26 protein-coding genes, 1 tRNA gene and 2 pseudogenes are annotated in these 24,313 nt (G+C 64.0%); 15 read left to right on the plus strand and 14 right to left on the minus strand.

The genetic code is table 11. The features are described 5' to 3' along the window. Positions 1 to 14 precede the first annotated feature (14 nt). Together grxD and CTA01S_RS02845 are read left to right on the plus strand one after the other, a co-directional pair. Positions 15 to 332: a Grx4 family monothiol glutaredoxin gene (gene grxD, locus CTA01S_RS02840; RefSeq protein WP_062191949.1), complete on the plus strand. Its 318-nt coding sequence runs from the start codon at positions 15 to 17 to the stop codon at positions 330 to 332. Positions 333 to 342: 10 nt separating this feature from the next. Continuing rightward, positions 343 to 909, plus strand: coding sequence for a UbiX family flavin prenyltransferase (locus tag CTA01S_RS02845; RefSeq protein WP_062191954.1), 567 nt, complete (start codon positions 343 to 345; stop codon positions 907 to 909). 6 nt (positions 910 to 915) lie between these two features. Here CTA01S_RS02845 and CTA01S_RS02850 read toward each other — a convergent pair whose 3' ends face one another. Continuing rightward, positions 916 to 1,845, minus strand: a complete 930-nt coding sequence (locus tag CTA01S_RS02850; protein ID WP_084362268.1) for a LysR family transcriptional regulator — start codon at positions 1,843 to 1,845, stop codon at positions 916 to 918. A 101-nt stretch (positions 1,846 to 1,946) separates the two neighbouring features. Between CTA01S_RS02850 and CTA01S_RS02855 the strand changes: the two genes are divergently transcribed. Genes CTA01S_RS02855 through CTA01S_RS02870 form a run of 4 tightly spaced genes read left to right on the plus strand, consistent with a single transcriptional unit; the run spans position 1,947 to position 5,791 of the window. Continuing rightward, on the plus strand, positions 1,947 to 2,879 hold the full coding sequence (locus CTA01S_RS02855) for a dihydrodipicolinate synthase family protein (protein ID WP_062191960.1): 933 nt from the start codon (positions 1,947 to 1,949) through the stop codon (positions 2,877 to 2,879). Positions 2,880 to 2,923: 44 nt separating this feature from the next. Further along, complete coding sequence (locus CTA01S_RS02860; protein ID WP_062191964.1) at positions 2,924 to 3,907, plus strand: Bug family tripartite tricarboxylate transporter substrate binding protein; 984 nt, start codon at positions 2,924 to 2,926, stop codon at positions 3,905 to 3,907. After that, positions 3,897 to 4,625 (plus strand): SDR family NAD(P)-dependent oxidoreductase, encoded by a 729-nt coding sequence (locus CTA01S_RS02865; protein WP_033371080.1) that lies wholly within the window; start codon positions 3,897 to 3,899, stop codon positions 4,623 to 4,625. The genes CTA01S_RS02860 and CTA01S_RS02865 overlap by 11 nt, the downstream gene beginning before the upstream one ends. After that, positions 4,622 to 5,791: a mandelate racemase/muconate lactonizing enzyme family protein gene (locus CTA01S_RS02870; protein WP_062191968.1), complete on the plus strand. Its 1,170-nt coding sequence runs from the start codon at positions 4,622 to 4,624 to the stop codon at positions 5,789 to 5,791. Before CTA01S_RS02865 ends, CTA01S_RS02870 begins: the two co-directional genes overlap by 4 nt. A gap of 30 nt (positions 5,792 to 5,821) precedes the next feature. Here the strand turns inward: CTA01S_RS02870 and CTA01S_RS02875 are convergent, their stop codons facing one another. Both CTA01S_RS02875 and CTA01S_RS02880 read right to left on the minus strand, forming a co-directional pair. Further along, the gene (locus tag CTA01S_RS02875; RefSeq protein WP_062191973.1) at positions 5,822 to 6,511 is read right to left on the minus strand and encodes a lytic transglycosylase domain-containing protein; all 690 of its coding nucleotides are present in this window, start codon (positions 6,509 to 6,511) and stop codon (positions 5,822 to 5,824) included. Then, positions 6,508 to 8,253, minus strand: coding sequence for a proline--tRNA ligase (locus tag CTA01S_RS02880; protein ID WP_019560605.1), 1,746 nt, complete (start codon positions 8,251 to 8,253; stop codon positions 6,508 to 6,510). The genes CTA01S_RS02875 and CTA01S_RS02880 overlap by 4 nt, the downstream gene beginning before the upstream one ends. A gap of 131 nt (positions 8,254 to 8,384) precedes the next feature. On the opposite strand from CTA01S_RS02880, the gene CTA01S_RS02885 reads away from it, so the two are divergent. After that, on the plus strand, positions 8,385 to 8,972 hold the full coding sequence (locus tag CTA01S_RS02885; RefSeq protein ID WP_019560604.1) for an RNA pyrophosphohydrolase: 588 nt from the start codon (positions 8,385 to 8,387) through the stop codon (positions 8,970 to 8,972). Positions 8,973 to 9,082: 110 nt separating this feature from the next. Here CTA01S_RS02885 and proB read toward each other — a convergent pair whose 3' ends face one another. The 4 genes from proB to rplU form a co-directional block, all read right to left on the minus strand. Then, positions 9,083 to 10,201, minus strand: coding sequence for a glutamate 5-kinase (proB, locus tag CTA01S_RS02890; RefSeq protein WP_062191976.1), 1,119 nt, complete (start codon positions 10,199 to 10,201; stop codon positions 9,083 to 9,085). A gap of 38 nt (positions 10,202 to 10,239) precedes the next feature. Beyond that, positions 10,240 to 11,352, minus strand: coding sequence for an Obg family GTPase CgtA (gene cgtA / locus CTA01S_RS02895; protein WP_019560602.1), 1,113 nt, complete (start codon positions 11,350 to 11,352; stop codon positions 10,240 to 10,242). 145 nt (positions 11,353 to 11,497) lie between these two features. Beyond that, positions 11,498 to 11,755 (minus strand): 50S ribosomal protein L27, encoded by a 258-nt coding sequence (gene rpmA / locus CTA01S_RS02900; protein WP_019560601.1) that lies wholly within the window; start codon positions 11,753 to 11,755, stop codon positions 11,498 to 11,500. Between the two features lie 23 nt (positions 11,756 to 11,778). Beyond that, on the minus strand, positions 11,779 to 12,090 hold the full coding sequence (rplU, locus tag CTA01S_RS02905; RefSeq protein ID WP_019560600.1) for a 50S ribosomal protein L21: 312 nt from the start codon (positions 12,088 to 12,090) through the stop codon (positions 11,779 to 11,781). Positions 12,091 to 12,487: 397 nt separating this feature from the next. Here rplU and ispB point away from each other — a divergent pair, with 397 nt between their 5' ends. Together ispB and CTA01S_RS02915 are read left to right on the plus strand one after the other, a co-directional pair. Next, positions 12,488 to 13,429 (plus strand): octaprenyl diphosphate synthase, encoded by a 942-nt coding sequence (gene ispB / locus CTA01S_RS02910; RefSeq protein WP_084362278.1) that lies wholly within the window; start codon positions 12,488 to 12,490, stop codon positions 13,427 to 13,429. A gap of 42 nt (positions 13,430 to 13,471) precedes the next feature. After that, positions 13,472 to 13,548 (plus strand) — tRNA-Pro (locus CTA01S_RS02915). Positions 13,549 to 13,705: 157 nt separating this feature from the next. Here CTA01S_RS02915 and CTA01S_RS16585 read toward each other — a convergent pair. Both CTA01S_RS16585 and CTA01S_RS02920 read right to left on the minus strand, forming a co-directional pair. After that, positions 13,706 to 14,050, minus strand: a pseudogene (locus tag CTA01S_RS16585) (DODA-type extradiol aromatic ring-opening family dioxygenase); the annotation flags it as partial. Between the two features lie 6 nt (positions 14,051 to 14,056). Then, positions 14,057 to 14,902: pseudogene (locus CTA01S_RS02920) on the minus strand (beta-keto acid cleavage family enzyme). Between the two features lie 424 nt (positions 14,903 to 15,326). Between CTA01S_RS02920 and pilB the strand changes: the two are divergent. The 6 genes from pilB (at position 15,327) to CTA01S_RS16370 (ending at position 20,916) form a co-directional block, all read left to right on the plus strand. Beyond that, on the plus strand, positions 15,327 to 17,045 hold the full coding sequence (pilB, locus tag CTA01S_RS02925; RefSeq protein ID WP_062191981.1) for a type IV-A pilus assembly ATPase PilB: 1,719 nt from the start codon (positions 15,327 to 15,329) through the stop codon (positions 17,043 to 17,045). Positions 17,046 to 17,078: 33 nt separating this feature from the next. Continuing rightward, the gene (locus CTA01S_RS02930; protein WP_019560596.1) at positions 17,079 to 18,296 is read left to right on the plus strand and encodes a type II secretion system F family protein; all 1,218 of its coding nucleotides are present in this window, start codon (positions 17,079 to 17,081) and stop codon (positions 18,294 to 18,296) included. A 21-nt stretch (positions 18,297 to 18,317) separates the two neighbouring features. Then, the gene (locus CTA01S_RS02935) at positions 18,318 to 19,172 is read left to right on the plus strand and encodes a prepilin peptidase (RefSeq protein WP_026330128.1); all 855 of its coding nucleotides are present in this window, start codon (positions 18,318 to 18,320) and stop codon (positions 19,170 to 19,172) included. Between the two features lie 4 nt (positions 19,173 to 19,176). Beyond that, positions 19,177 to 19,830, plus strand: a complete 654-nt coding sequence (gene coaE / locus CTA01S_RS02940; RefSeq protein ID WP_062191985.1) for a dephospho-CoA kinase — start codon at positions 19,177 to 19,179, stop codon at positions 19,828 to 19,830. 118 nt (positions 19,831 to 19,948) lie between these two features. Beyond that, positions 19,949 to 20,707 carry a cell division protein ZapD gene (zapD, locus tag CTA01S_RS02945; RefSeq protein ID WP_062192174.1) on the plus strand — a complete coding sequence of 253 codons (759 nt, stop codon included), beginning with the start codon at positions 19,949 to 19,951 and terminating at the stop codon, positions 20,705 to 20,707. Further along, positions 20,704 to 20,916 carry a DNA gyrase inhibitor YacG gene (locus CTA01S_RS16370; RefSeq protein WP_084362269.1) on the plus strand — a complete coding sequence of 71 codons (213 nt, stop codon included), beginning with the start codon at positions 20,704 to 20,706 and terminating at the stop codon, positions 20,914 to 20,916. The genes zapD and CTA01S_RS16370 overlap by 4 nt, the downstream gene beginning before the upstream one ends. 7 nt (positions 20,917 to 20,923) lie before the next feature. Here CTA01S_RS16370 and CTA01S_RS02950 read toward each other — a convergent pair whose 3' ends face one another. Genes CTA01S_RS02950 through CTA01S_RS02970 form a run of 5 tightly spaced genes read right to left on the minus strand, consistent with a single transcriptional unit; the run spans position 20,924 to position 24,305 of the window. Beyond that, on the minus strand, positions 20,924 to 21,355 hold the full coding sequence (locus CTA01S_RS02950) for an NUDIX domain-containing protein (protein ID WP_062191988.1): 432 nt from the start codon (positions 21,353 to 21,355) through the stop codon (positions 20,924 to 20,926). Beyond that, the gene (locus tag CTA01S_RS02955) at positions 21,352 to 22,233 is read right to left on the minus strand and encodes an ATP-binding protein (protein ID WP_062192178.1); all 882 of its coding nucleotides are present in this window, start codon (positions 22,231 to 22,233) and stop codon (positions 21,352 to 21,354) included. Before CTA01S_RS02955 ends, CTA01S_RS02950 begins: the two co-directional genes overlap by 4 nt. 53 nt (positions 22,234 to 22,286) lie before the next feature. Continuing rightward, a complete protein-coding gene (gene pdeM, locus CTA01S_RS02960) occupies positions 22,287 to 22,943 on the minus strand; it encodes a ligase-associated DNA damage response endonuclease PdeM (RefSeq protein WP_062191993.1) in 657 nt (218 codons plus the stop codon). Positions 22,944 to 22,962: 19 nt separating this feature from the next. Then, on the minus strand, positions 22,963 to 23,613 hold the full coding sequence (gene slmA, locus CTA01S_RS02965) for a nucleoid occlusion factor SlmA (RefSeq protein WP_062191997.1): 651 nt from the start codon (positions 23,611 to 23,613) through the stop codon (positions 22,963 to 22,965). Further along, entirely contained in the window at positions 23,613 to 24,305 is a 693-nt protein-coding gene (locus CTA01S_RS02970) for a pyrimidine 5'-nucleotidase (protein ID WP_062192001.1), read from the minus strand. Before CTA01S_RS02970 ends, slmA begins: the two co-directional genes overlap by 1 nt. Positions 24,306 to 24,313: the final 8 nt, after the last annotated feature.

Genomic DNA, 24,313 nt, shown 5'->3' on the forward strand with positions numbered 1-24,313 from the left:
CCGTCTGCCCCACCATGAACGACGTTCAGCAACGCATCGACGACCTCGTCAAATCGCACCGCGTGGTGCTTTTCATGAAGGGCACCGCGCAGTTCCCCATGTGCGGTTTTTCCGGCCGCGCCGTCCAACTCCTCAAGGCCTGCGGCGTCAACGACTTCAAAGCCGTCAACGTGCTGGAAGACGAAGCCATCCGGCAAGGCGTCAAGGAGTACGCCAACTGGCCCACCATCCCGCAGCTCTATGTCAATGGTGAATTCATTGGCGGCTCGGACATCATGATGGAGATGTACCAGTCCGGCGAACTGCAACAAGTGCTGGGCACGGCCCAATAAGGCCGCCGCCGTGGGTGCCCCCCAGGTCGTCGTCGGGCTCACCGGAGCCACTGGCGCCATCTACGGCGTGCGGCTGCTGCAGCGTCTGCGCGAGCTGGGGGCTCGCACCCATCTGGTCGTCTCGGCCGCTGGCGTGCTCAATGCCCATCACGAGCTCGGTCTGGACCGCCACGCGCTCGAAGCCCTGGCCGACGTGGCCTATGCGCCTGGCGACGTGGGCGCAGCCATTGCCAGCGGCAGCTTTCCCACGGCGGGCATGGTGATTGCGCCATGCTCGATGAAGACCCTGGCGGCCGTCGCGCATGGCCTGTCGGACAACCTGCTCAGCCGTGCGGCCGACGTCACCCTCAAAGAGCGCCGACGCCTGGTGCTGATGGTGCGCGAGACCCCCTTCAATCTTGCGCACTTGCGCAACATGACGGCCGTCACCGAAATGGGCGGCATCATCTTCCCCCCACTGCCGGCCTTTTACCACCGCCCCGACAGCATCGAAGCACTGGTCGACGACAGCATCGAGCGTGTGCTGGCCTTGATGGGCCTCCCCAAGGCCCACCCTCAGCCCTGGCAAGGTTTGTAGGCGCTGTTACCGTGATTGGCGGTTGTCATCCGTGTACGCCATCGTAGGATCCATCTGCTGACGAAGCGCTTGCACACACAAACGCACCTTGGCCGACTGTGCAGAACGCACCGTAGAGACGGCATAGATGTGAGCGCTGTGCTCATATTGCGGGAGCACCCGCACCAACGCACCCTGCGCCAAAGAAGGTGCCAGCAGCCATTGAGATGCCTTCACCAAACCGAACCCGTCACGCGCCCAACGCAATACGACGTCGATGTCATTGGAGGCCAAAGGACCTTTGACCTTCACCTGCTCCAAGCCGTCCGGCCCACTCAGCCGCCACAATCCAAACGGCTCTTCCCGCTCCCGCAGCAACACGCAGTCGTGCGCTGCCAAGTCCGACAGCGTTTGCGGCACGCCTCGGCGCGCCAAATAAGACGGCGCTGCACAAACGATGTGTGCGTTGCGCGCAATCAAATGCCCGATCAAGTGAGGCTCGGCTACCTCCCCGGCACGCACGTCGAGGTGGAACGACTCCCCTACCAAGTCCACGCGCCGATCCAATAGCTCCAGCCAAATATCGATGCCTGGATAGCGCCTCTTCAGGGACGACAAAGCAGGCGCAACCACTTCGCGCCCAAGCCGGGCGCTACTGCTGACGCGAATGGGGCCCTGGGGCTCCCTCGCCGCCCGCGACAGCTCATCGCGCATGTCATCGACGTCTTCCAGGATGCGCTGCGCCCAATCCAACACACGCTGGCCCTCATCGGTCAGGCTCACCTTCCGCGTCGTGCGTCGCAGCAGCGTGACCCCCAGCGCACGCTCCAACTGAGCCACACGCTTACTCGCCAAAGCTTGCGACACGCCCGCCTCGCGCGCGCCGCCGGCAAAACTGGCCCGCCTCGCGACGACGCAGAACAGCCGCAGATCGCTCAGAGATGGATCATTGATCACGATTAAGAATAAATGAAACTCCAGTAGAACAGATTGTAGTTATTTTTGTGATTAGTAAGATGCCTTGCACTCGACAACTTTCTGGTCCCACGGCACCTTCCATGACGACACTTACGAACTACCGAGGCATCATTCCCGCGATTGCCTGCCCATTCACCGACGACGACCGTATCGACGAGCCAGCGCTGCGCCGCTTAGCGCGCTGGCTCGCCCAGCAGCCCGGCGTGGTCGCCGTCATGACCAATGGTCATACCGGGGAATGCTTCGCGCTTTTGCCCGAAGAGCGGGCACAGGTCACGCAAATCGTGGCTAGCGAGCTCGCAGGGCAGTTGCCCGTCATCAGCTCCATCGTCTGCGAGGGCATCGAAGACGCCAAACGTCACGCACGCATGGCCCGCCAAGCCGGTGCTGCCGCTTTGGACGTGATGCCCCCACACCATTGGCTTCGTTTTGGATACCGGCCCAAGCACGTGCGTCAGTATTTCGACGCCGTTGCCGAAACAGGGCTCGACCTAGTGGCGCACGTCTACCCCGCCTGGACGCGAGCCTCTTACACCACCGAAGTCATGGCCGAGCTGGCGCGTCATCCATCGGTCCAGGCCTTCAAAGTGGGCCAGCGCGACATGAACAAATACGCGGCCGACATTGCCGCCATTCGGGCGGTCGCTCCGACCAAAGCCATCCTCACCTGCCATGACGAGTATCTGTTGGCCAGCATGGTGCAAGGCGTGGATGGCGCATTGGTGGGCTTTGCGACATTCATTCCGAGCTTGATCGCGGATCTTTGGTCCGCTGTTCAAGCTGGCGACCTGCGGCGCGCGATGCAAATCCAAGCGGTCATCAACCCATTGAAGGACGCGGTTTACGGCATGGGGGAGCCCACTGGTGAGGCCCACGCACGAATGAAAGCCGGCATGTGGCTCGCTGGCATCCTCGACAACCCTCGCGTACGTCCTCCCACCGAGGCCCCTGACGAAGCAGAAATTCACGCCTTGCGCGCAGCCCTGGCGCAAGCCGGCTTGCTCAAACGCTGAAGTTCCCCTTGGTCCACACCAATGATTCAAAAGGAGACATGCCCATGACACGACGGACCTTTTTGCACCACAGCGTGCGCACGATCATCGCTACGACAGTCGCTGTCACTGCGGTGCTGCCCAATGTAGCCCACTCCCAACCCTACCCCCACAAAGTGGTGAAGATGATCATCCCCTTCCCTCCTGGCGGCACCCTGGACTTCGTGGGGCGGGCGCTAGCGCAGAAATTGGGAGAGTCGATGGGCCAAACATTCATTGTCGAAAACCGGGCTGGCGGCAATGGGTTCGTCGGCGCTGACGCTGTGGCCAAAGCCCCCGCCGACGGATACACGTTACTGTTCAACGCCAGCACCTTTGTCACTGGCCCCATGGTGGCCAAGGCGCCTTACGACGTTCAGAAAGACTTCGTACCGATCGCCCTGGTGGCCCAAGCCCCACTGGCCGTATCCGTGACGAACGGACTGCCGGTGAAAGACTTGGCGGGGCTGATTGCACATGCCAAAGCCCATCCCGGTCAGCTGAACTTCGCCATTGGATCTACCGGTTCGGCAGGTCACCTGGCCACCGAACTGCTCAAGAAAACCGCCAACATCAACTTGAGCATCGTTCCATACAAAGGCACGGCTCCAGCCATGCAAGACTTGGTAGGGGGACAGATTGAAGGCTTCATCGATCCTCTGCTGGGGGCCATGAGCTTCTACAAGTCGGGACGGCTGCGCATCCTGGCTATCACATCCAAGACCCGCCTCCCCAATCTGCCGGAACTGCCCACCGTCGCAGAAACCATCCCGGGCTACGAGTTTTACAGCTGGTACGGGCTGTGGGCTCCGGCCGGCACCCCCACTGAGGTCGTGAACAAACTCAATGCCGAGGTCAACAAAGCCCTCCAAGGAGATCTTAAAGACAAGCTCGAGGCGCAGGGGTTGATCGTCGGTGGTGGCACTGTCGATGACATGGCCCGATTCCAGCGATCGGACATGGCCAAGAGCCAAAAACTCATTTCCGAAGGGAACATCCGTGCTCAATAACACCGGCCCTGTGGCCTTGGTCACTGGCAGCAGCTCTGGCATTGGCCAAGCCATCGCGCAATGGCTGGTCGAAAAGGGCTGGTTCGTGTTCGGGTTCGATGTTCGACCTGCAACCATCCAGCATGACGCCTACAGCCACCGCATCGTCGACCTGACCGATGCAGCAGCACTGGAGGCGGCGCTTCAGCCCTGGCGCCACGAGCCAGCACCGTTTGCGCTGATCCACGCCGCTGGGATGCTGCGCACTGGATTACTGGGACAACTCGACACAGACGCGGCCCGGCAGTTGTGGCAACTGCACGTTCAAGCCGCCACGCAACTGGCTAACCTTCTTCTGCCGCGCATGGCCCAAGTCGGCCGAGGACGTATGGTGCTCATCGGCAGCCGCGTATCCCAAGGCATGCCAGCCCGGAGCTTGTATGCCGCTAGCAAGGCCGCCCTGGTCGCGTTGGCGCGCAGTTGGGCCGCCGAAGTCGTGACCCAAGGCGTGACGGTCAATGTCGTGTCTCCAGCCGCCACAGACACCGGCATGCTCCGTGATCCCGCACGAACTTCCTCCCCACCCGCACTGCCCCCCATCGGGCGACTGATCCAACCTGCCGAAGTGGCAGCCCTCGTCGGTTTTCTCCTGTCCGACGCTGCTGCAGCCATCACTGGCCAAGACATCATTATCTGCGGTGGCGCGTCTCTTCCATCTCATCCTCGACCCGCATTATGAAAATCGTTGACATTCGGGAATCCACCCGCCCCATTGCATCAAACATCCGCAATGCCTACATCGACTTCAGCAAAATGACGCTCAGCTTGGTGGCTGTGGTCACCGATGTCGTGCGTGACGGCAAACCGGTCATCGGCTACGGATTCAACTCCAATGGTCGTTATGGGCAAGGCGCATTGATGCGCGAGCGATTCATTCCCAGACTGCTCGAAGCCGATCCGAACAGCCTACTCGACCCTGAGCGAGACAATCTTTGCCCTCACCGCATCTGGGACACGATGATGCGCAATGAAAAGCCTGGAGGGCATGGTGAACGATCCGTCGCCGTGGGCACGATCGACATGGCGGTCTGGGATGCCGTGGCAAAAATCGAGGGCAAGCCTTTGCACCGTTTGCTGGCCGAGCGCTATGGCCGGGGCCGTCCAGCCAACCCCAAAGTGTTTGTCTATGCAGCTGGGGGCTATTACTGGCCCGGCCAAGGCTTGGAAGGATTGATCCGTGAAATGTGCAGCTACCTCGATCGCGGGTACACCGTGGTCAAAATGAAAATTGGTGGTGCCAGCTTGTCCGAAGATTGCCAACGCATTGAAGCTGTACTCAAGCTGCTGGGCCCAGGGCAACATTTAGCCGTCGATGCCAATGGCCGATTCGATTTGAAAACAGCACTTGCGTATGCCGAGGCTTTAAAAAACTACGGCCTGTTTTGGTATGAAGAGGCAGGCGATCCGCTGGACTATCAACTTCAAGCGGTGCTGGGGCAGCATTACCAAGGCCCTCTGGCCACCGGAGAAAACCTCTTCTCGATGCAAGATGCCCGCAACCTCATCCGCTACGGTGGTATGCGGCCAGATCGCGATTGGTTGCAATTCGATTGTGCCCTCAGTTATGGTTTGGTCGAATACCTGCGCACGCTCGATATGCTCCAATCGCACGGCTGGAGCCCCACACGCTGCATCCCTCACGGCGGTCACCAAATGAGCCTGGCCATCGCTGCGGGATTGGGTCTGGGCGGCAATGAAAGTTACCCCGATCTGTTTCAGCCTTATGGAGGTTTTCCCGATGGGGTTCGCGTCGAAAACGGCTACGTCACCCTGCCCGAACTACCAGGCATCGGATTTGAAGGTAAGGCGGACCTGTATGCACAAATGAAGGCGCTGGCCGCATGAGCCACAGCGGGGCAGCGCATCCGACGGCCCTCACCCACTGCCACCGCCACTTGGGTGCGGCATTTCCCGTCCGCTGCGCGACTCGATCGAGGGGGCATACAGCCAATGCTTGCGCGCCGCAAACACCGCATTCGGATACTCCGGCCGGCCACGGCTGCCGTTGTAGCGGCCCAAGGCCATGAAGAGGTTGCCCTTTTCGATGTCCAGGTAGTGGCGCAGGATCACGCAGCCAAAGCGCAGGTTGATCTTCATGTGAAAGAGCTTGGACGGATCGCCATCGCCGATCAGTCGGCTCCAAAACGGCATCACCTGCATGTAGCCCCGTGCCCCCACCGGGCTGACGGCATACTTGCGAAACCCGCTTTCCACCTGGATGAGGCCCAGCACCAGCGCTTGCTCCAAACCGGCGCGGGTGGTTTCGTACCACAGCGTCTTCAAGAACTCCAGGCGCGTGGTCCGGTCCGGCTTGTGCCGCCGCAAGCGGTCGCTCATCTCGCCGAGCCAGCGCAAATACGCCAAGCGCTCCTGGATATCCCGGAACTCAGGCTCGGGCGCAGCGCGATTGGCGATCGCGGCCGATAAGGCCGAGCGGACCGAATCGGCCAACGGCTCCTCGATCTGACCACCGGCCAGCGCCGGCGCGGCAGGCACGATCAGTCCGGCCGCCCCGGCCAGCATCAGCCGGCGCCGCAACCAATGAACGCCTCCCTCGCCCCTCATACCCCCAGCCGCTGGCGCAAGAAGGCCAACAGCTCGGTCGCGGCCACCGGCGTGGCCTGAGGATCGCGGCGGCCCTGGTATTCCAGCTTGCCCTCCTTGAGGCCACGGTCGGACAGCACCACGCGATGCGGCACGCCGATCAGCTCCCAGTCGGCGAACATCGCGCCCGGACGCTCTCCCCGGTCATCGAGCATCACATCCACCCCGAGCGCGGCCAATTCGTCATGCAAGCGGTCGGCAGCGGCCTTCACTTCGGCCGAGCGCTCGTATCCGATCGGGCACAGCACCACCGTGAAGGGCGCCATGGCATCGGGCCAGATGATGCCGCGCTCATCGTGGTTCTGCTCGATGGCCGCCCCGAGGATGCGGGTCACGCCAATGCCGTAGCAGCCCATCACCATCAGCTGGGGCTTGCCGTTTTCATCCAAGTAGGTCGCGTTCATCGCGGCGCTGTACTTGGTGCCGAGCAAGAACACATGCCCCACCTCGATGCCACGCTGGATGGCGAGCCGCCCCTTGCCATCGGGCGAGGGATCTCCCTCGACCACGTTGCGAATGTCGGCCACCACATCGGGCTCGGGCAGGTCGCGGCCCCAGTTCACACCGGTGTAGTGGTAGCCGACATCGTTCGCGCCGCAGACGAAGTCGCTCATGTTCGCCACCGTGCGGTCGGCCACCACCTTGACCGGCCGCTTCACGCCGATGGGCCCCAAGTAGCCCGGCTGACAGCCAAAATGCGCCTCGATCTCGGCTGGCGTGGCAAAGCGAAAGCCCGCCTTGAGGCCCTCGATCTTGCCGGCCTTGACTTCATTGAGGTCATGATCGCCACGCACCAGCAGCAACCACACCTGGGTGCGCACCACCTCCCCGGCTTCGTTCTTCTCGTCGGTGGCCAACACCAGCGATTTCACCGTGCGCGACAGCTCCAGGCCCAAAAACTCCGCCACTTGCGCACAAGTGCTCTTGCCCGGCGTGGGCGTCTTGGCCAGCGCCTGCGTGGGCGCAGCACGCTGCGCAATCAGCGCCACGGCTTCGGCCAGCTCGATGTTGGCCGCGTAATCGGACTGCGGGCAGTACACGATCGCATCCTCGCCGGTGTCGGCGATCACCTGGAACTCGTGCGAGGCATCGCCGCCGATGGCACCGGTATCGGCGGCCACCGCGCGGAACTTCAGGCCCAGGCGCTCGAAGATGCGCACGTAGGCGTCGTACATCTGTTGATAGCTGCGACGCGCCGACTCCAGATCGCGGTCGAAGGAATAGGCGTCCTTCATCGTGAATTCGCGCCCTCGCATGATGCCAAAGCGAGGCCGGCGCTCGTCGCGGAACTTGGTCTGGATGTGGTAGAAGTTTTTCGGCAACTGTCGGTAGCTGCGCAGCTCCTGCCGGGCAATGTCAGTGATGACCTCCTCCGAGGTGGGCTGGATGACGAAGTCGCGCTCGTGCCGATCCTTCACGCGCAGCAGCTCCGGGCCCATCTGGTCCCAGCGCCCCGTCTCCTGCCACAGCTCGGCCGGCTGCACCACCGGCATCAGCAGCTCGATGGCGCCCGAGCGGTTCATTTCCTCACGAATGATGGCCTCCACCTTGCGGATGCTGCGCAGGCCCATCGGCATGTAGCTGTAGATGCCCGCGCCCAGCCGTTTGATCAGGCCGGCACGCATCATGAGCTTGTGGCTGACGATCTCCGCATCGGCGGGCGCTTCCTTCAAGGTCGAAATGAAAAACTGGGAGGCTTTCATGGGCAAAAGAGGTGAAAAGGCCGCCCCAAAGCGTGAACGATCTCACGCATGAGGGCCTTCGGCGCGGCCCGGTAGGCAGCCGCGCGTGCCGGTGCAATAATGATTTCAATTGAAAAATCCGAGGTTCGATTATGCTCGACCGTGACGGCTTCCGGCCCAACGTCGGCATCATCCTGCTCAACCACAAGAACCAGGTGTTCTGGGGTAAACGCATCCGCACCCATTCGTGGCAGTTTCCCCAGGGGGGCATCAAACATGGCGAGAACCCCGAGCAGGCGATGTACCGAGAGCTCCATGAGGAAGTGGGGCTGCGTCCCGAACACGTGCGCATCGTCGCGCGCACCCGCGATTGGCTGCGCTACGAAGTGCCTGAACACTACATCCGCCGCGACGCGCGCGGTCATTACAAAGGCCAGAAGCAGATTTGGTTCCTGTTGCAGCTCCTGGGGCGCGACAGCGACATGAACCTGCGCGCCACCGACCATCCCGAGTTCGACGCTTGGCGCTGGAACGATTACTGGGTGCCGCTGGATGCGGTGATCGAGTTCAAGCGCGGCGTCTACCAGATGGCGTTGACCGAGCTGGCCCGCTATTTGCCGCGCTTGCCCCATCAACACAACCGCTATCTGCGAGCCGGGCTGCGACCGCAACCCCGCGAAGAGCCGCGCACGGCCCCTGCCGTCCCGCTGGTCGAGCCTCCCGGCACCGGCGAAAGCTGAACCTGCGAGCCCGCGCTCGCTCCACGCGAGCGGACTTTGTGGCGCCGGCCCGGCGCTACGCGCCTTCACATCGCTGCGCGATGTGAGCCGTCGCCGCAACCTGGCGCTCGTTACACGAGCACCAGGTTGTCCCGATGGATGAGTTCGGATTCGCCGGGACAGCCCAGCAAGCGTTCGATCTCGCTGGATGGCTTGCGAGCAATGAGCCGAGCCTGGGTGCTGTCGTAGTTGGACAAGCCCCGCGCGATCTCACGGCCTTGGGTGTCACGCACGGCGATCACGTCACCACGATCGAACTCTCCCGTCACCTGCACCACACCGATGGGCAGCAGGCTCTTGCCGGCCTCGCGCAGCTTGGCCACGGCGCCATCGTCCACCACCACCGCCCCGCGCAGTTGAAGATGGTCGGCCATCCATTGCTTGCGCGCCGCCAGTTTGGCCGTGCCGGCCACCAGCAGCGTGCCGATCGATTCACCTTGCGCCAAGCGGATCAGCACATCGGGCTCACGGCCCCAGGCGATCACCGTCGAGGCACCGCTGCCAGCGGCGCGCTTGGCCGCCAGGATCTTGGTGATCATGCCTCCTTTGCCGATGCTGGAACCCGCCCCGCCGGCCATGCGCTCGAGCTCGGGGTCGCCCGCTCGGGCTTCGTGCACGAAGCGGGCGTTCGGGTCCTTGCGCGGGTCCGCCGTGTACAGGCCACGCTGGTCGGTCAAAATCACCAACACATCGGCCTCGACCAAGTTGGCCACCAGCGCCCCCAGGGTGTCGTTGTCGCCAAACTTGATCTCGTCGGTGACCACGGTGTCGTTTTCATTGATGACCGGAATCACCTTCAAAGACAACAGGGTCAGCAAGGTCGAACGGGCATTGAGGTAACGCTCACGGTCGGCTAGGTCGGCGTGGGTCAGCAGCACCTGAGCGCTGCCCAGGCCTTGGGCGCGCAATTCGGTCTCGTAAATGTGGGCCAGGCCCATCTGCCCCACCGCGGCGGCAGCTTGAAGTTGGTGCAGCTCGGTCGGACGTCGGGTCCAACCCAGTCGCTTCATGCCTTCGGCGATCGCGCCGCTGGACACCATGATCAGCTCGCGACCTTCACGGGCCAAAGCCGCCATCTGGCGGCACCAGTTCCCGATGGCCTGGGCATCCAGGCCACGGCCCTCGTTGGTCACCAGACTGGAGCCCACCTTCACGACGATACGGCGGGCATTGCGAAGCACGTCACTCATCGGAGTATCGCAAGCGAAAGAACGAAGCGTCCGCGACCTCAGCGCCAGCGCGGGTCGTGCGGGTCAGACGAAGGGGCCGATTCGGCATCTTGGGCCTCCTGCGACACGAAGCGCACATCGGGCTGCTGCGGTTCGGGCTCGCGATGGGCCGCCAGATGGTCGTAGATGGCGCGCACCAAGGCTTCGCAGCCCTCACGGGTGAGTGCAGAAATCTCGAAGACTGGTCCCTTCCAGCGCATGCGCTTGACGAAGTCCTTCACGCGCGCCGCGCGTTCGTCCTCGGGGATCATGTCGAGCTTGTTCAGCACCAGCCAGCGCGGCTTCTCGTACAGCGCCTGGTCGTACTTCTTCAACTCGGCCACGATGGCCTTGGCCTGAGCCACCGGATCCACCCCTTCGTCGAACGGCGCCAGGTCCACCAGATGCAGCAGCAAGCGGGTGCGTTGCAGATGGCGCAAGAACTGATGTCCCAGGCCGGCGCCCTCGGCCGCGCCTTCGATCAGCCCGGGCACATCGGCCACGACGAAGCTCTGCTCCGGGCCGACGCGCACCACGCCCAGGTTGGGGTGCAAGGTGGTGAAGGGATAGTCGGCGATCTTGGGCCGAGCATTGGAGATGGCCGCGATCAGGGTGGACTTGCCCGCATTGGGCATGCCCAGCAAGCCCACGTCGGCCAGCACCCGCAACTCCAGCTTGAGTCGACGCTGCTGCCCCGGCCACCCCAAGGTGCGCTGGCGCGGCGCCCGGTTGGTACTGGACTTGAAATGCAGGTTACCAAAGCCGCCGTCGCCGCCCTTGGCCAGCAAGACCTTCTGCCCCGGCACCAGCAGCTCGGCCACGACCTCTCCGGTGTCCACATCGGTGATGATCGTGCCCACCGGCATGCGCAGCACGATGTCCTCGCCGGCCGCGCCGAACTGGTCCGAACCGCGGCCATGCTCACCATGCCGGGCCTCATGGCGGCGCGCATAGCGGAAATCGACCAGGGTGTTGAGGTTGCGGTCGCCCACGGCGTAAACACTTCCGCCGCGCCCCCCGTCGCCCCCGTTGGGGCCGCCAAAGGGAATGAACTTCTCGCGGCGGAAGCTCACGCAGCCGTTGCCGCCATTGCCGGCAGCCACGTCGATGTAGGCTTCGTCAACGAATTTCATGATGTCCTGTCCCGCCGAGAACGGCCGCACACGAGGACCGGCCGCCGTTGGCGATGGTACTGCAGCGCCGTCGGCCGGGTTGGCGACGGCACAAAACAACGAAGCCCCGGCAAACCGGGGCTTCGCTTCAAGGGAAGGCCGACGCTTACAGCGGCGTGACGCTGACCACCTTGCGGTTCAGCGGGCCCTTCACATCGAAGGACACTTGGCCGTCGACCAGAGCGAACAACGTGTGGTCACGCCCCGTACCGACGTTCACACCGGCATGGAAACGCGTTCCGCGCTGGCGCACGATGATCGAGCCGGCCGACACGACCTGGCCGCCGAACACCTTCACGCCGAGCATCTTCGGTTGGGAGTCGCGGCCGTTCCGGGTGGAACCGCCGCCTTTTTTCTGTGCCATGCTTGCTTACTCCTGGAAGGGGGTCAGGCCGTCACCGCACTGATTTGCAGCTCGGTGTAAGTCTGGCGATGCCCTTGGCTCTTCTTGTAGTGCTTGCGACGACGCAGCTTAAAGATGCGCACTTTGTCATGCTTGCCATGAGCCACCACCGTGGCTTTGACGCTGGCGCCGGCAACCAAGGGCGTGCCAACCTTGAGCTCGGCGCCGTTGCCCACGGCGAGAACCTGGTCGATCACGATCTCTTGGCCGACTTCCGCAGCAATCTGTTCTACCTTGATCTTTTCGCCGGCAGCCACCTTGTATTGCTTGCCGCCGGTTTTTATGACCGCGTACATATCAGCCCTTTCACAAACGCGCACCTTATCGACCCGGTGCGGATCCGGTGCGCACCGATCGTCATGGCTTGTACGCCGCCGCCCTCGCGCTGCATGGCTCACCCTTCGGCACTGAAGCCCAGGCACTGAAGCCTTGGCACTGAAGTGACTGATCCGAAGACAGCCCAAGCGCCCAAAGGCAAGCCCACCCACCCGAGGCCACGAGCACCACGCACCATGACCCAAACTCAGCCTCCATTTGGCCGAGCCCAAAAGTATAGCACACCCAGAATCCCAGCCGCCCTGCCCCCGTCGATCCCGGCCTTGCCCGCCACTGGCCTCTTTATAATCCGCGGATTCACGTCCCTGGGCCTGTCGCGTGTCCGCCCCTGTCTCATCCCCTGCACTGCCCGAATTACTGGCCGCCGAGATGGCCGAAGTCGACGCCGTCATCCATCGGCGCCTGGCCTCCGAGGTGGCGCTGATCAACCAGATCGCTCATTACATCGTCAGCGCCGGCGGCAAGCGCATCCGGCCTCAGCTGGTGATCCTGGTGGCCAAGGCGCTGGGCTTCGATGGCCCGCAGCGGCACGAACTGGCAGCCGTGGTCGAGTTCATCCACACCGCCACCTTGCTGCATGACGACGTGGTAGACGAATCCCAGCTGCGCCGCGGCCGCGAAACGGCCAATGCGGTGTTCGGCAATGCTGCCAGCGTGCTGGTGGGCGATTTCCTCTACTCACGCGCCTTCCAGATGATGGTGGCCATCGACCGCATGCGCGTGCTGGACGTGCTGGCCGAGGCGACCAACGTCATCGCCGAGGGCGAGGTCTTGCAGCTGATGAACATGCACGACCCCGACACCGACATCGAGGCCTACTTGCGCGTCATCCGCTACAAAACCGCCAAGCTGTTCGAGGCCAGCGCCCGCCTGGGCGCGGTGCTGGCCGACGCACCGGCCGAGATCGAGCAATCTTGCGCCGACTACGGCCGCCACCTGGGCACGGCCTTCCAGCTCATCGACGACCTGCTCGACTACGAGGGCTCCACCGCGGCTCTGGGCAAGAACGTCGGCGACGACCTGCGCGAAGGCAAGCCCACGATGCCGCTGCTGATTGCGATGGAGCGCGGCAACGCACAAGAGCGGCAATTGATCCGCCACGCCATCGAGCATGGCGAGATGAACCGCTTGAAGGACATCGTCGACATCGTTCGCCGCACCGGGGCATTGGATGCAACACGCCAAGCCGCCCGCGCCGAGGCCGAGACGGCCCGGCACTGCCTCCACGGCCTGCCGGCTTCCCCCTATCGAGAAGCTCTGCTAGAATTATGTGTTCGCTCAGTTGAGCGCTCTGCTTGAGCAAGCAACTGAGCATCCAACTCGACCCTGCAAGGGTCCCATCGGGGTGTAGCTTAGCCTGGTAGAGCGCTACGTTCGGGACGTAGAGGCCGGTGGTTCGAATCCACTCACCCCGACCAGTTTTCTTCGTCGGCCCGCCCCGATGTCTCGGGCGGAGCCATCCAGCCCACCATGGTCGGCAGTGTTGGCTTCGAGCACGCCGCGCCGGCGTGTAAAGCGTAGGGCACGCGACGTAGGGCACGCGAAACACCGAGCACGACCAAGCCACTTGCCGAGCCCGCCCCAGGTTGCGAACTCGGCATGCGTGAGGCCCAGCAAGGATTGCGGGTCACGCTCCAACACATCCAGAAACTTCGCATCCCAAGCGGTGTTGTTGAATCCGGCGCGCTCGCCGTGTACTTGGTGTGACAAGCCGCCCGTGGCGACGATGGCCACTTTCAGGTCTTCGGGATAACTTTCGATGGCACGGCGCAGCGCCTGACCCAGCCTCCAACACCGCCGAGCACTGGGAATTGGAAACTGCAGCACTCCCACCTGCAGCGGCAACAGTTTCACCGGCCATCCGTCTTCGTAGGAACACATCACCGACAAAGGAGAAAAACACCCGTGGTCCAGCGATCGGGCGCTTCAACCGGAGGCGCTCACGCGTCCAAAACGCTCCCGCACCTGATCGGCCGTGGCCAAGGGGCGGCCCAGCCATCGAATGCCTTCGGCCGCCTGCGCCACCAGCGCGGCGTTGTCCGGTGCCATGCGCCCGTCGCGCAGCCACACGTTGTTCTCGAAGCCCACCCGCACATGCCCGCCCAGGGCCGCAGCCGCCAGCACGCAGGCATGCTCCTGCGCGCCGAAGGCGCACACGGCCCACGGGTGCATCCCATCATGCGCCTGCAGGAAGGGCAGCAGATCGTTGGGCGAGGAGGTCTGCCCGGCGCTGTAGCGTCCCAGCACGAAAAGCAGGAACCACGGCCCCTCGGGAATCACGCCGCGGCGGCACAGGTCCTGCCAGTCGCGCACGTCGGCCGCGTCGTAGAGGATGACTTGGGTCATCACGCGATGCGCCACCAACCACTAGAAGAAGGCACTGAGTTCTTGCTCACGGACACCCGGCACATGCAGCTCACGCAAGGCCACCGACACGGCTTCCGGCAGCACCTCGCGCACCACGGCCATCTGGACCGCCGGCTCGTAGATCCTGGCCGCCTCGGTGGTGATCTGCACCACCAGTTGCGAGCCCACCGCCTGGCGCACGGCCGCTGTGGCCTCCCGGTAAGCCTGGGCATCGAGCAGGTGACGCCCGTCAGGCCGGCGCACATGCATGTGCAGCATGGCGGCGCCGGCTTCCAGACAGGCCTTGGCCGTCGCGGCCAGGGCTTGTGCGGTCAGAGGCAAGGCAGGGTGTTGCTCGTGGGTCTTGTACGCCCCGTTGGGGGCCACCGTGAGCATGAGGGGGTCGAGCGCGAGCGGGGTCGTCATGGGGCCATCCTTTCAGCCAATAGTGCCGCAAGCCTGCGCCAGAGCAAGCCCGGCAAGGCAGCCCAGCGGCGATGAGGCGCACCGCAGGCGAGGCGCCAGCAGTTGTATTCTCGCAACATCCAGCTTCGCCCGGGGCCTTGGGGCAGGCCTGACACCCGAGACCCTCACGGGCGGCGCGGCCGCCGTCGGGCCGACGTGGGGCATGGTCAGGCGCAACTCCAAACGCAGGCAGGGGGAGTGCACAGCGGCCAGATTTCGGGCACGGACGTGCACTAGTTCACCATGCCGCCGCCGATCTCGGGCTGCTTGCACGGGCTTGCAAGGTTTACAGTGTGCAGAGGATCGGCGATCATTCCGCGGCCCCACAGACGGCGCCTTTCGGCGCTGTGCGATCGCTCACTTTTTTCCGATTTGACCTTTTGGCATGGACACCCTGGCTGAGGCCCCGAACTCCACGCTGTCTGGCGTGGCGCGCGTGCTGGTCAATGCCGGCAAGCTCTCGACGAAGACCGCCGAGGATCTGGCCAAGCAGGCCGCGGAAAAGCGCTGCAGTTTCATCAATGCGGTCATCGCCGCCGGCGCGGTCTCTCCCAGCGATTTGGCGCACACCCTGTCAGCGACGTTTTCCCTGCCGCTCATCGACTTGAACGCGGTCGATGTCCAGCGCTTGCCCAAGGGCTTGATCGAACCGAAGCTGTCGTCCCAGTACCAGGTCCTCCCGCTGGGCAAGCGGGGCAGCCGCCTGTTCGTCGCCGGTGCCGATCCGACCGACCAGGAAGCCCTCGAGCGCATCAAGTTCGCCACCCAGCTGACGCCCGAGTGGATCTTGGTCGAGCATGACAAGCTGGTCAAAGTGCTCGAAAGCCTGGGCGCCTCGGCCAGCGAGGCGCTGGAGAGCATCGTCGGCGGCGATTTCGAGTTCGATGTGTCCGAGGAGGACCCTGCTGCGTCGGAAGCCGCAGAGATGGCCGCCGACGTCGAGGACGCACCGGTCGTGCGCTTCTTGCAGAAGATGCTGATCGATGCGATCAACATGCGGGCCTCGGACCTGCACTTCGAGCCTTATGAGCTGAGCTACCGGGTGCGCTTCCGCATCGATGGCGAGCTGCGCGAAATCACGCAGCCGCCGGTGGCCATCAAAGACAAGCTGGCCTCGCGCATCAAGGTGATCTCTCGTCTGGACATTGCCGAAAAACGGGTGCCCCAAGATGGGCGCATGAAGCTGAAGTTCGGCAACCGCGCCATCGACTTTCGCGTCAGCACCTTGCCCACGCTGTTTGGCGAGAAGATCGTGATCCGTATCCTCGATCCCTCCAGCGCCAAACTGGGGATCGATGCGCTGGGTTATGAAAAGGCCGAGAAAGAGCGGCTGTTGGCGGCCATCCACCGCCCCTATGGCATGGTGCTCGTCACAGGCCCCACCGGCAGCGGCAAGACGGTGTCGTTGTACACCTGCCTGAACATCCTGAACCAGCCGGGGGTGAACATTTCCACCGTCGAAGATCCGGCCGAAATCAACCTGCCTGGCATCAACCAGGTCAATGTGAACGAGAAAGCCGGCCTGACCTTTGCCACGGCCTTGCGGGCTTTCCTGCGCCAGGATCCCGACGTGATCATGGTCGGGGAGATTCGGGACCTGGAAACCGCCGACATCGCCATCAAGGCGGCGCAGACCGGTCACCTGGTGTTGTCCACGCTGCACACGAACGATGCGCCTTCGACCTTGACACGCCTGCGCAACATGGGCGTGGCGCCGTTCAACATCGCCTCCAGCGTGATCCTCATCACCGCCCAACGCCTGGCCCGGCGGCTGTGCGAGAACTGCAAGCAGCCCGCCAACTATCCCCGCGAGGCCATGCTCAAAGCCGGCTTCAAGGAGGAAGAGCTCGACGGCAGTTGGAAGCCCTACCGAGCCGTGGGTTGCTCGAGCTGTAACAATGGCTACAAAGGGCGCGTCGGCATTTACCAAGTGATGCCCATTTCCGAGGAGATCCAACGCATCATCTTGGCCGACGGCTCGGCCTTGGACATCGCCGCCCAAGCGCAGAAGGAAGGCGTGCGGGATCTGCGTCAGGCCGGCTTGTACAAGGTCCGACTGGGGGTGACGACACTCGAAGAAGTCATTTCCGTCACCAATGAATAAGCTTTGACACAGGGCTTGCACCCTGGAGACACCATGGCAGTGGCAGCAGCAAAGAAAACCCAGGAATTCGTCTTCGAATGGGAAGGCAAGGACCGCAATGGCAAAGCCGTGCGTGGAGAAATGCGCGCCGGCGGTGAGGCCATGGTCAGCGCCAGTCTGCGCCGTCAGGGCGTGCTGGTCACCAAGGTCAAGAAGCGCCGCATGAGCGGTGGCAGAGCGATCAAGCCCAAGGACATTGCCATCTTCACCCGTCAGCTGGCCACGATGATGCGTGCGGGCGTGCCCTTGCTGCAGGCGTTCGACATCGTCGGCCGCGGCAGCAGCAATCCGCGATTGACCAAGCTGCTCAACGAGATCCGCATGGACGTGGAGACCGGCACCAGTCTATCGGCGGCCTTGCGCAAGCATCCGTTGTACTTCGACGCGCTGTACTGCAATCTGGTCGAAGCCGGCGAGGCCGGCGGTATTCTGGAGACACTGCTGGAGCGCCTGGCCACCTACAAGGAAAAAACCGAAGCCATCAAGGCCAAAATCAAGTCGGCGCTGATCTACCCGGTGGCCGTGCTGGTGGTGGCCTTCATCGTGGTGACCATCATCATGATGTTCGTCATCCCGGCGTTCAAGGACATTTTCACCTCCTTCGGTGCCGACTTGCCGGCTCCCACGCTGCTGGTGATGGCGATGTCGGACCTGTTCGTGCAGTACTGGTACATCATCTTCGGCGTCTTGATCGGTGGCACTTACTTCTTCTTCGAGAGCTGGAAGCGCTCGGAGAAGATGCAAAAAGCCATGGATCGCTTGCTACTGAAAGTGCCTCTGTTCGGCCCGCTGGTCTACAAATCGGCCGTGGCGCGTTGGACGCGCACCTTGGCCACGATGTTTTCCGCCGGCGTGCCTTTGGTCGAAGCGCTGGATTCGGTTGGCGGAGCCTCGGGCAATGCGGTGTTTGCCGAAGCCACCGAGAAAATCCAAAAGGATGTCTCCACCGGCACGAGTCTGACCACGGCGATGCAATCCACGGGCCTCTTCCCGGTGATGGTGCTGCAGATGTGTGCGATCGGCGAAGAGTCGGGTTCCTTGGATCACATGCTCAACAAGGCCGCCGAGTTTTTCGAGCAGGAGGTCGATGAGGCGGTCAAAGGGCTGTCGAGCCTGATGGAGCCCGTGATCATCGTCGTGCTGGGCACCATCATCGGCGGCATCGTGGTGTCGATGTACCTGCCCATCTTCAAGCTGGGTCAGGTGGTCTGAAGCGCAAGCCCAAGAGCCTCGATGTCCTCTGAAATGCTTGCCTGGTGGCTATCACCGGCCACCTTGGCCGTGCTGGGCCTGTGCGTGGGGAGCTTCCTCAACGTGGTCATCCATCGCTTGCCCCTGATGCTGGAGCGGCAGTGGCGACGCGACAGCGCCGAGCTCCTGGAGCAAGCCCTGCCCGACGAGGGCGAGCCGCTGGGTCTGTGGCGGCCTCGATCACGCTGCCCGCACTGCGGCCATGCCATCCGCTGGTACGAGAACATTCCTGTCATCAGCTGGGTGGCACTGCGCGCGCGATGCTCGGCCTGCAAAACCCCGATTTCCTGGCGCTATCCGGCCGTCGAGCTGTTGACGGCCGTCCTGTTCGCCGGCGTGGCGTGGAAGCTGGGGCCGCAGCCCGTGGTGCTGGCTTGGTGCGGGCTGATGGCCACCTTGGTGGCTTTGGCCTTCATCGACTGGGACACCACCTTGCTGCCCGACCAGCTCACGCAGCCCTTGTTGTGGGCCGGACTGATCGCCGCGGCCTTGGACTGGACGATTCCGCTGTCCACGGCGCTGTGGGGAGCCGTCGCGGGCTATCTGGCCTTGTGGTCGGTCTATTGGCTGTTCAAGCTCACCACCGGCAAGGAAGGCATGGGCTATGGTGACTTCAAGCTGCTGGCAGCACTGGGCGCTTGGCTGGGCTGGAACACCCTGCTGCCGATCGCGCTGATCGCCTCGCTGATCGGCGCCGTGGTGGGCATCGGGATGAAGCTGACCGCCCACCTGCGTGAAGGCCGCTATGTGCCCTTCGGCCCGTTTCTGGCCGGTGCCGGCGCCTTGGTGTATTTCCTGGGCGCCGACACCGTGCTTGGTTGGTTGGGGTGGGCCTGAGCCGATGGACGGCGCACGGCTCCCGCGCCCCCGCCGGCTCGGACTGACCGGTGGCATCGGCAGCGGCAAAAGCACCGTGGCCGCTTGGCTGCGCGAACGCGGCGCGCATGTGGTCGACACCGACGCCATCTCGCGCCAGCTCACCCAACCCGGTGGAGCCGGCATCGCGCCGATCCGTGCGGCCTTCGGCGAGGCGGTCTTGACGGCCGACGGCGCCTTGGACCGCGAGCGCATGCGCGAGCGGGTGTTTCGCGACCCGCAAAGCAAGGCCATGCTCGAGGCCATCTTGCATCCGCTGATCGGCGAGGAAGCCCTGCGCCAAGCGGCCCAGGCCCCGCCGGATCAGATGGTGGTCTTCGATGTGCCGCTGCTGGTCGAATCGCGCGTCTGGCGCACCCGGGTGGACCAGGTCCTGGTGGTCGATTGTTCGCCCGAACGCCAAGTGCTGCGCGTGAAGCAACGCTCGGGCCTGAGCGAAGCCGCGGTGCGCGCCATCATGGTCCAGCAGGCCTCGCGCCTGCAGCGACTGAGCGCAGCCGACATCATCGTGGCCAACGACACCGACGGTTTGGCCGATCTGTACGCCGCATTGGAAGCGCTGTGGCGTCTGTGGCATCCGATGCATCCGCCGGCTGCGGCCGCCGCGTCGGCCTTCTGAGCCTGCCACCGCCGCGAGGGTCGCCGACCGAAAGACAGGGGCTTGCGCGGTGCGCGGGTAGCCCGCGCTACCCAGGTATGGAAAAATGCTTGGCATTGACTGCGTCGTGCCGCTTGCCTTGATCCTCTACGAATATCCCTTCAACGAAAGCATCCGCACCATGCTGCGGCTCGAACACTTGTTCGACCGGCTGGGCCAGTTGATGGTGCGTGAGGCGGCCGTCGACCACCATTTCGCCCTGGCCACCCTGTTCGAGATCATGGACGTGGCCTCCCGGGCCGATCTCAAGTCCGACTTGCTCAAGGATCTGGATCGCCAGAAAACGCTGCTCAATGGCTATCGCGGCAATCCCTCGATCTCGGAGCAGGCCTTGGACGAGGTGCTCGGTCGCATCGACCATGCTCACGCCCAGCTCAACCAGCTGCCCGGCAAAGCGGGCCATGCGCTGACCAGCAATGAGTGGTTGATGAGCGTGCGCAGCCGCATCAGCATCCCCGGCGGCACCTGCGAGTTCGACCTGCCCGCGTATTACGCCTGGCAGCATCTCCCGGCGGCGCGGCGGCAAGCCGACCTGCAACGCTGGGTGAGCACGCTGATGCCGCTGGCCGAGGCCTTGCGGGTGCTGTTGGGGTTGCTGCGCGAGTCCGGCGTGCCGCACAAAGTGATGGCCACCGCCGGCCAGTATCAGCAAAGCCTGCCTGCGGGGCGCAGTTATCAGCTCCTGCGGGTGCGCCTGGATCCGTCCACCGGACTCGTGCCCGAGATCAGCGGCCATCGCTTGATGGTGTCGATCCGCTTCTTGCGCCAAGAGGACGATGGACGCTTGCGACCGTCCGTCGAAGATTTGGGTTTCGAATTGACCCTGTGCACCGGATGAGCTCTGCCCCACCCCCACCTCGCACCGTGCGCTGCCCGGCCTGTGGCGGGCCGAGCCAGTACGCGCCGGACAACCCGTACCGTCCCTTTTGCAGCGAACGCTGCAAGAACCTGGATTTCGGGGCCTGGGCCAGCGAACGCTACCGCGTGCCGGCTCCGTCGCAGGCGTCCGACCCCGACGACCCGGGATCCTCGGCCCCGGTGCATTGACGCAGGCTCAGTCCGCGTGGGTTGGGCCCTTGTGACAGCGCTCGGCGGCAAACCATTGCAGCACGGGCACCGTCCCCGGCAGCACCGGACGCACTTGCACCGGCAGATCCTGCCAGGCCATGGACTGGCCTTCACGCATCTCGAGCTCGCCCGTCCATTCGTAGACCTTGCAAAAATGCAGGCGCACCAGCGCATGCGGATAGTCCACCAGCTCGACCTTCCATGGATGAACCGCGCCGATGGTGATGCCCAGCTCTTCGTGCAATTCGCGACGCAGGGCATCTTCCACCGACTCCCCGCGCTCGAGCTTGCCTCCCGGGAACTCCCAGTAGCCCGCATAGACCTTGCCCGGCGGGCGCGAGGTCAGCAAAAAACGCCCCTCCCCGGCCGGTGTGCGCTCGACCAAGACCCCAACGGCCACATCGATGGGCGTTCTCATGCCGCAGCCAGGCCGATGCGGCCGCAATAGTCCCGAGCAAACTGGTAAGCCACGCGCCCCGAACGCGAGCCACGCTCCAAGGCCCACACCAACGATTCCTGACGCGCGGCCTCGATGGAGGCCTCGTCCACGCCGAAGCGGCGCAGCCACTGCGCCACGATGGCCAGGTATTCGGCCTGGGTGAAGGGATAGAAGCTGATCCACAGTCCGAAGCGCTCGGACAGGGAAATCTTTTCTTCCACCACCTCGCCCGGATGGACCTCTCCGTCGTCGGTGTGGGTGTAGGTGAGGTTTTCTTTCATGTACTCGGGCAGCAGGTGGCGGCGGTTGCTGGTGGCGTAGATCAACACGTTCGGTGTGGCCGCCGCCACCGAGCCGTCGAGAATGGACTTGAGCTCCTTGTAGCCCGCTTCGCCCTCGTCGAAGCTGAGGTCGTCGCAAAAGACAATGAAGCGCTCCGGACGATCGGCCACCAGATCGATGAGATCGGGCAAGTCCACGAGATCGCCCTTGTCCACCTCGATGAGCCGCAGCCCACGGTCGGCAAACTCGTTCAAGCAGGCCTTCACCAGCGAGGACTTTCCGGTGCCCCGCGCGCCGGTCAACAGCACATTGTTGGCCTGTCGCCCGGCGACGAACTGCGCGGTGTTGCGCAGCAAGCGCTCTTTCTGCGCATCGACCTCGCGCAGGTCCGACAGGCGGATGGTGGACACATGGCGCACCGGGTCGAGACGGCCGACGGGGCCGCGCCGGCGATAGCGAAACGCGATGGAGGCCGACCAGTCGGGCTCGGTCAGAGCGTCCTGGGGCAGCATGTTTTCCAGCCGCGCCAGCAGGGCTTCGGCACGTAGCAACAGAGTTTCGAGGGCAGCAGACATGGGCAAACGCGCAGACGGCAAAGACTCGTCGACGCGCCAGTGTAGCGGCGTGCTCAACGGCCCACCGCCAGATCCACGACCATGTCATCGGCCACGGCGTACACGCGGTCGCCGGCGGCCGGTGCGATCGGGTGCATCCCCGTGAAAGGCCCATAGGCTGGCAGCACCCCGACCTGCGCACCCAACCAAAAGCACGGCAGACGCAGCCGGTCGCGCGCCCGGGCCTGCAGGCTCACGCATGGATGCCAGTGCCCGGCCAGCACATAGCCCTGCGGGTGCGGCTGCGGATGATGCGACAAGGCCCAGGGGCCCAAGGGCCAGGGTTCGTCCACGCAGCGCATGCCCAGCTCGACCGCAGGATCGCCGGCCCGGTGGTCGTGGTTGCCACGCACCAACACCAGCTCCAGCCCCGGATGGCGTTGCCGCCAGTGCCACAGATCCTGCCAGGTGTCCGGGTTGTGGGCCGCCGGCGCATGCAGAAAATCGCCCAGAAACACCACGCGCTCGGGACCAAGGCGCTCGATCAACAGGCTCAGGCCCTGCAAGGCGGCACGGCTGCTGCCGCGCGGCACCGGCACGCCCTGTCGGCGAAAACTCGCTGCCTTGCCCAGGTGGACATCGGCCACCAGCAGACTGGCATGAGCCGGCAGCCACAGGGCTTTCTCAGGCAGCAGGACGACGGTCTCGCCTGCCAAGCAGATGCTCAGCATGCCCTTCGCGCAGCCGGGCTCAGCCCGACAACAGACGCAGACTGGCCTCGAGGAACTCGGTGGGCGAGCGCTTGAATCCCGAGCGGGTGTAGCGATGCAGCCGCCCCAAGAGGAAGCTCGTCAACACCGAGGCTTGCGCCTGGGCATCGACCGAGGGCGTGATCGAACCGTCGGCATCGGCCGCCAGACGCAGGCTTTGGCGCAGCTGCGCCTCGATGCGATCGAAGAACTGGTTCATGCGAAGCAACAGGCGCTCGTGCTCGAACACCAAGGCATCGCCCACCATCACGCGGGTCATGCCCGGGTTCTTCTCGGCAAACTGCAACACCACGGCCACGATTTTGTGGGCCTGGACCCTGCCGGCACTTTCGCGCTCGGTGATCTGGTTGATCAGCGTGAAGACGCTGTGCTCGATGAACTCGATCAGGCCCTCGAACATCTGGGCCTTGCTGGCGAAATGGCGATACAAGGCCGCCTCGCTCACCGCCAAACGCGCCGCCAGGGCTGCGGTGGTGATGCGTTCGGCCCCCGGCTGTTCGAGCATCGCCGCCAGGGTTTGCAGGATCTGCACGCGGCGCTCGCCAGGCTTGGGCCGCTTGCGTGAGGCCGCGTCGCTGCTGGACTCGGCTGCACCCGACATCGGCTCGACAGGCAGGGAAGGCTCGGCCATCACAGTGCACGCAAAGAATGTAACTTTTGTAGCGAGCGGATTCTCGCACACACGTACACAGGCTTGCGGTGCAGGTAAACACCAACTTCCGGGCCGTGTGCATTGTGTCGCAGATATCGCTGCATCCACACCGTGCGCATGCCCAGCGCTCGGGCCGCCTTCTGATGGGCCAAGGTGTCTTCGACGAGCACACAGCGGCTCGGCGGCACCTTCAATCGGGCGGCCACGCGGCGCAGCATGCGCGCATCGGGCTTGGGCCGCCAGCGGCCGAACATGCGCAAGTCCTCGATGGGGATGAGACCGTCGAAGACCGCCTCCAGGCCCAGGGCGCCCAACACCCGCCGGGTGTAGGCCCGCGGCGCATTGGTCAGCACGTATTTGCGCCCCCCAAGGCGCTTGAGCGCCGCCTTGTCATGGGCATGCGCGAACAGTCGCCCTTCCAGCCCCGGCAGCGCGTGGGTGTGCTCCAGGAAATGCGCTGGGCGGATGCCATGGTGATGCACCAGGCCGAGCAACGTGGCGCCGTAGCGCCGCCAGTAGTCGCGCCGCAGGGCATCGGCCTGCTCGTGGGGCAGCTGCAGCGCACGGGCGATGTATTCCGTCATCGAGCCGTCGAGCTGACGGAACACCGCCCGCGAGGCGTCGTGCAGCGTGTTGTCCAGGTCGAACAGCCAGACGCTGCGGCGCTTCATGCGCGAAC

The organism is Caldimonas taiwanensis NBRC 104434 (assembly GCF_001592165.1).
Taxonomy (GTDB): domain Bacteria; phylum Pseudomonadota; class Gammaproteobacteria; order Burkholderiales; family Burkholderiaceae_C; genus Caldimonas; species Caldimonas manganoxidans.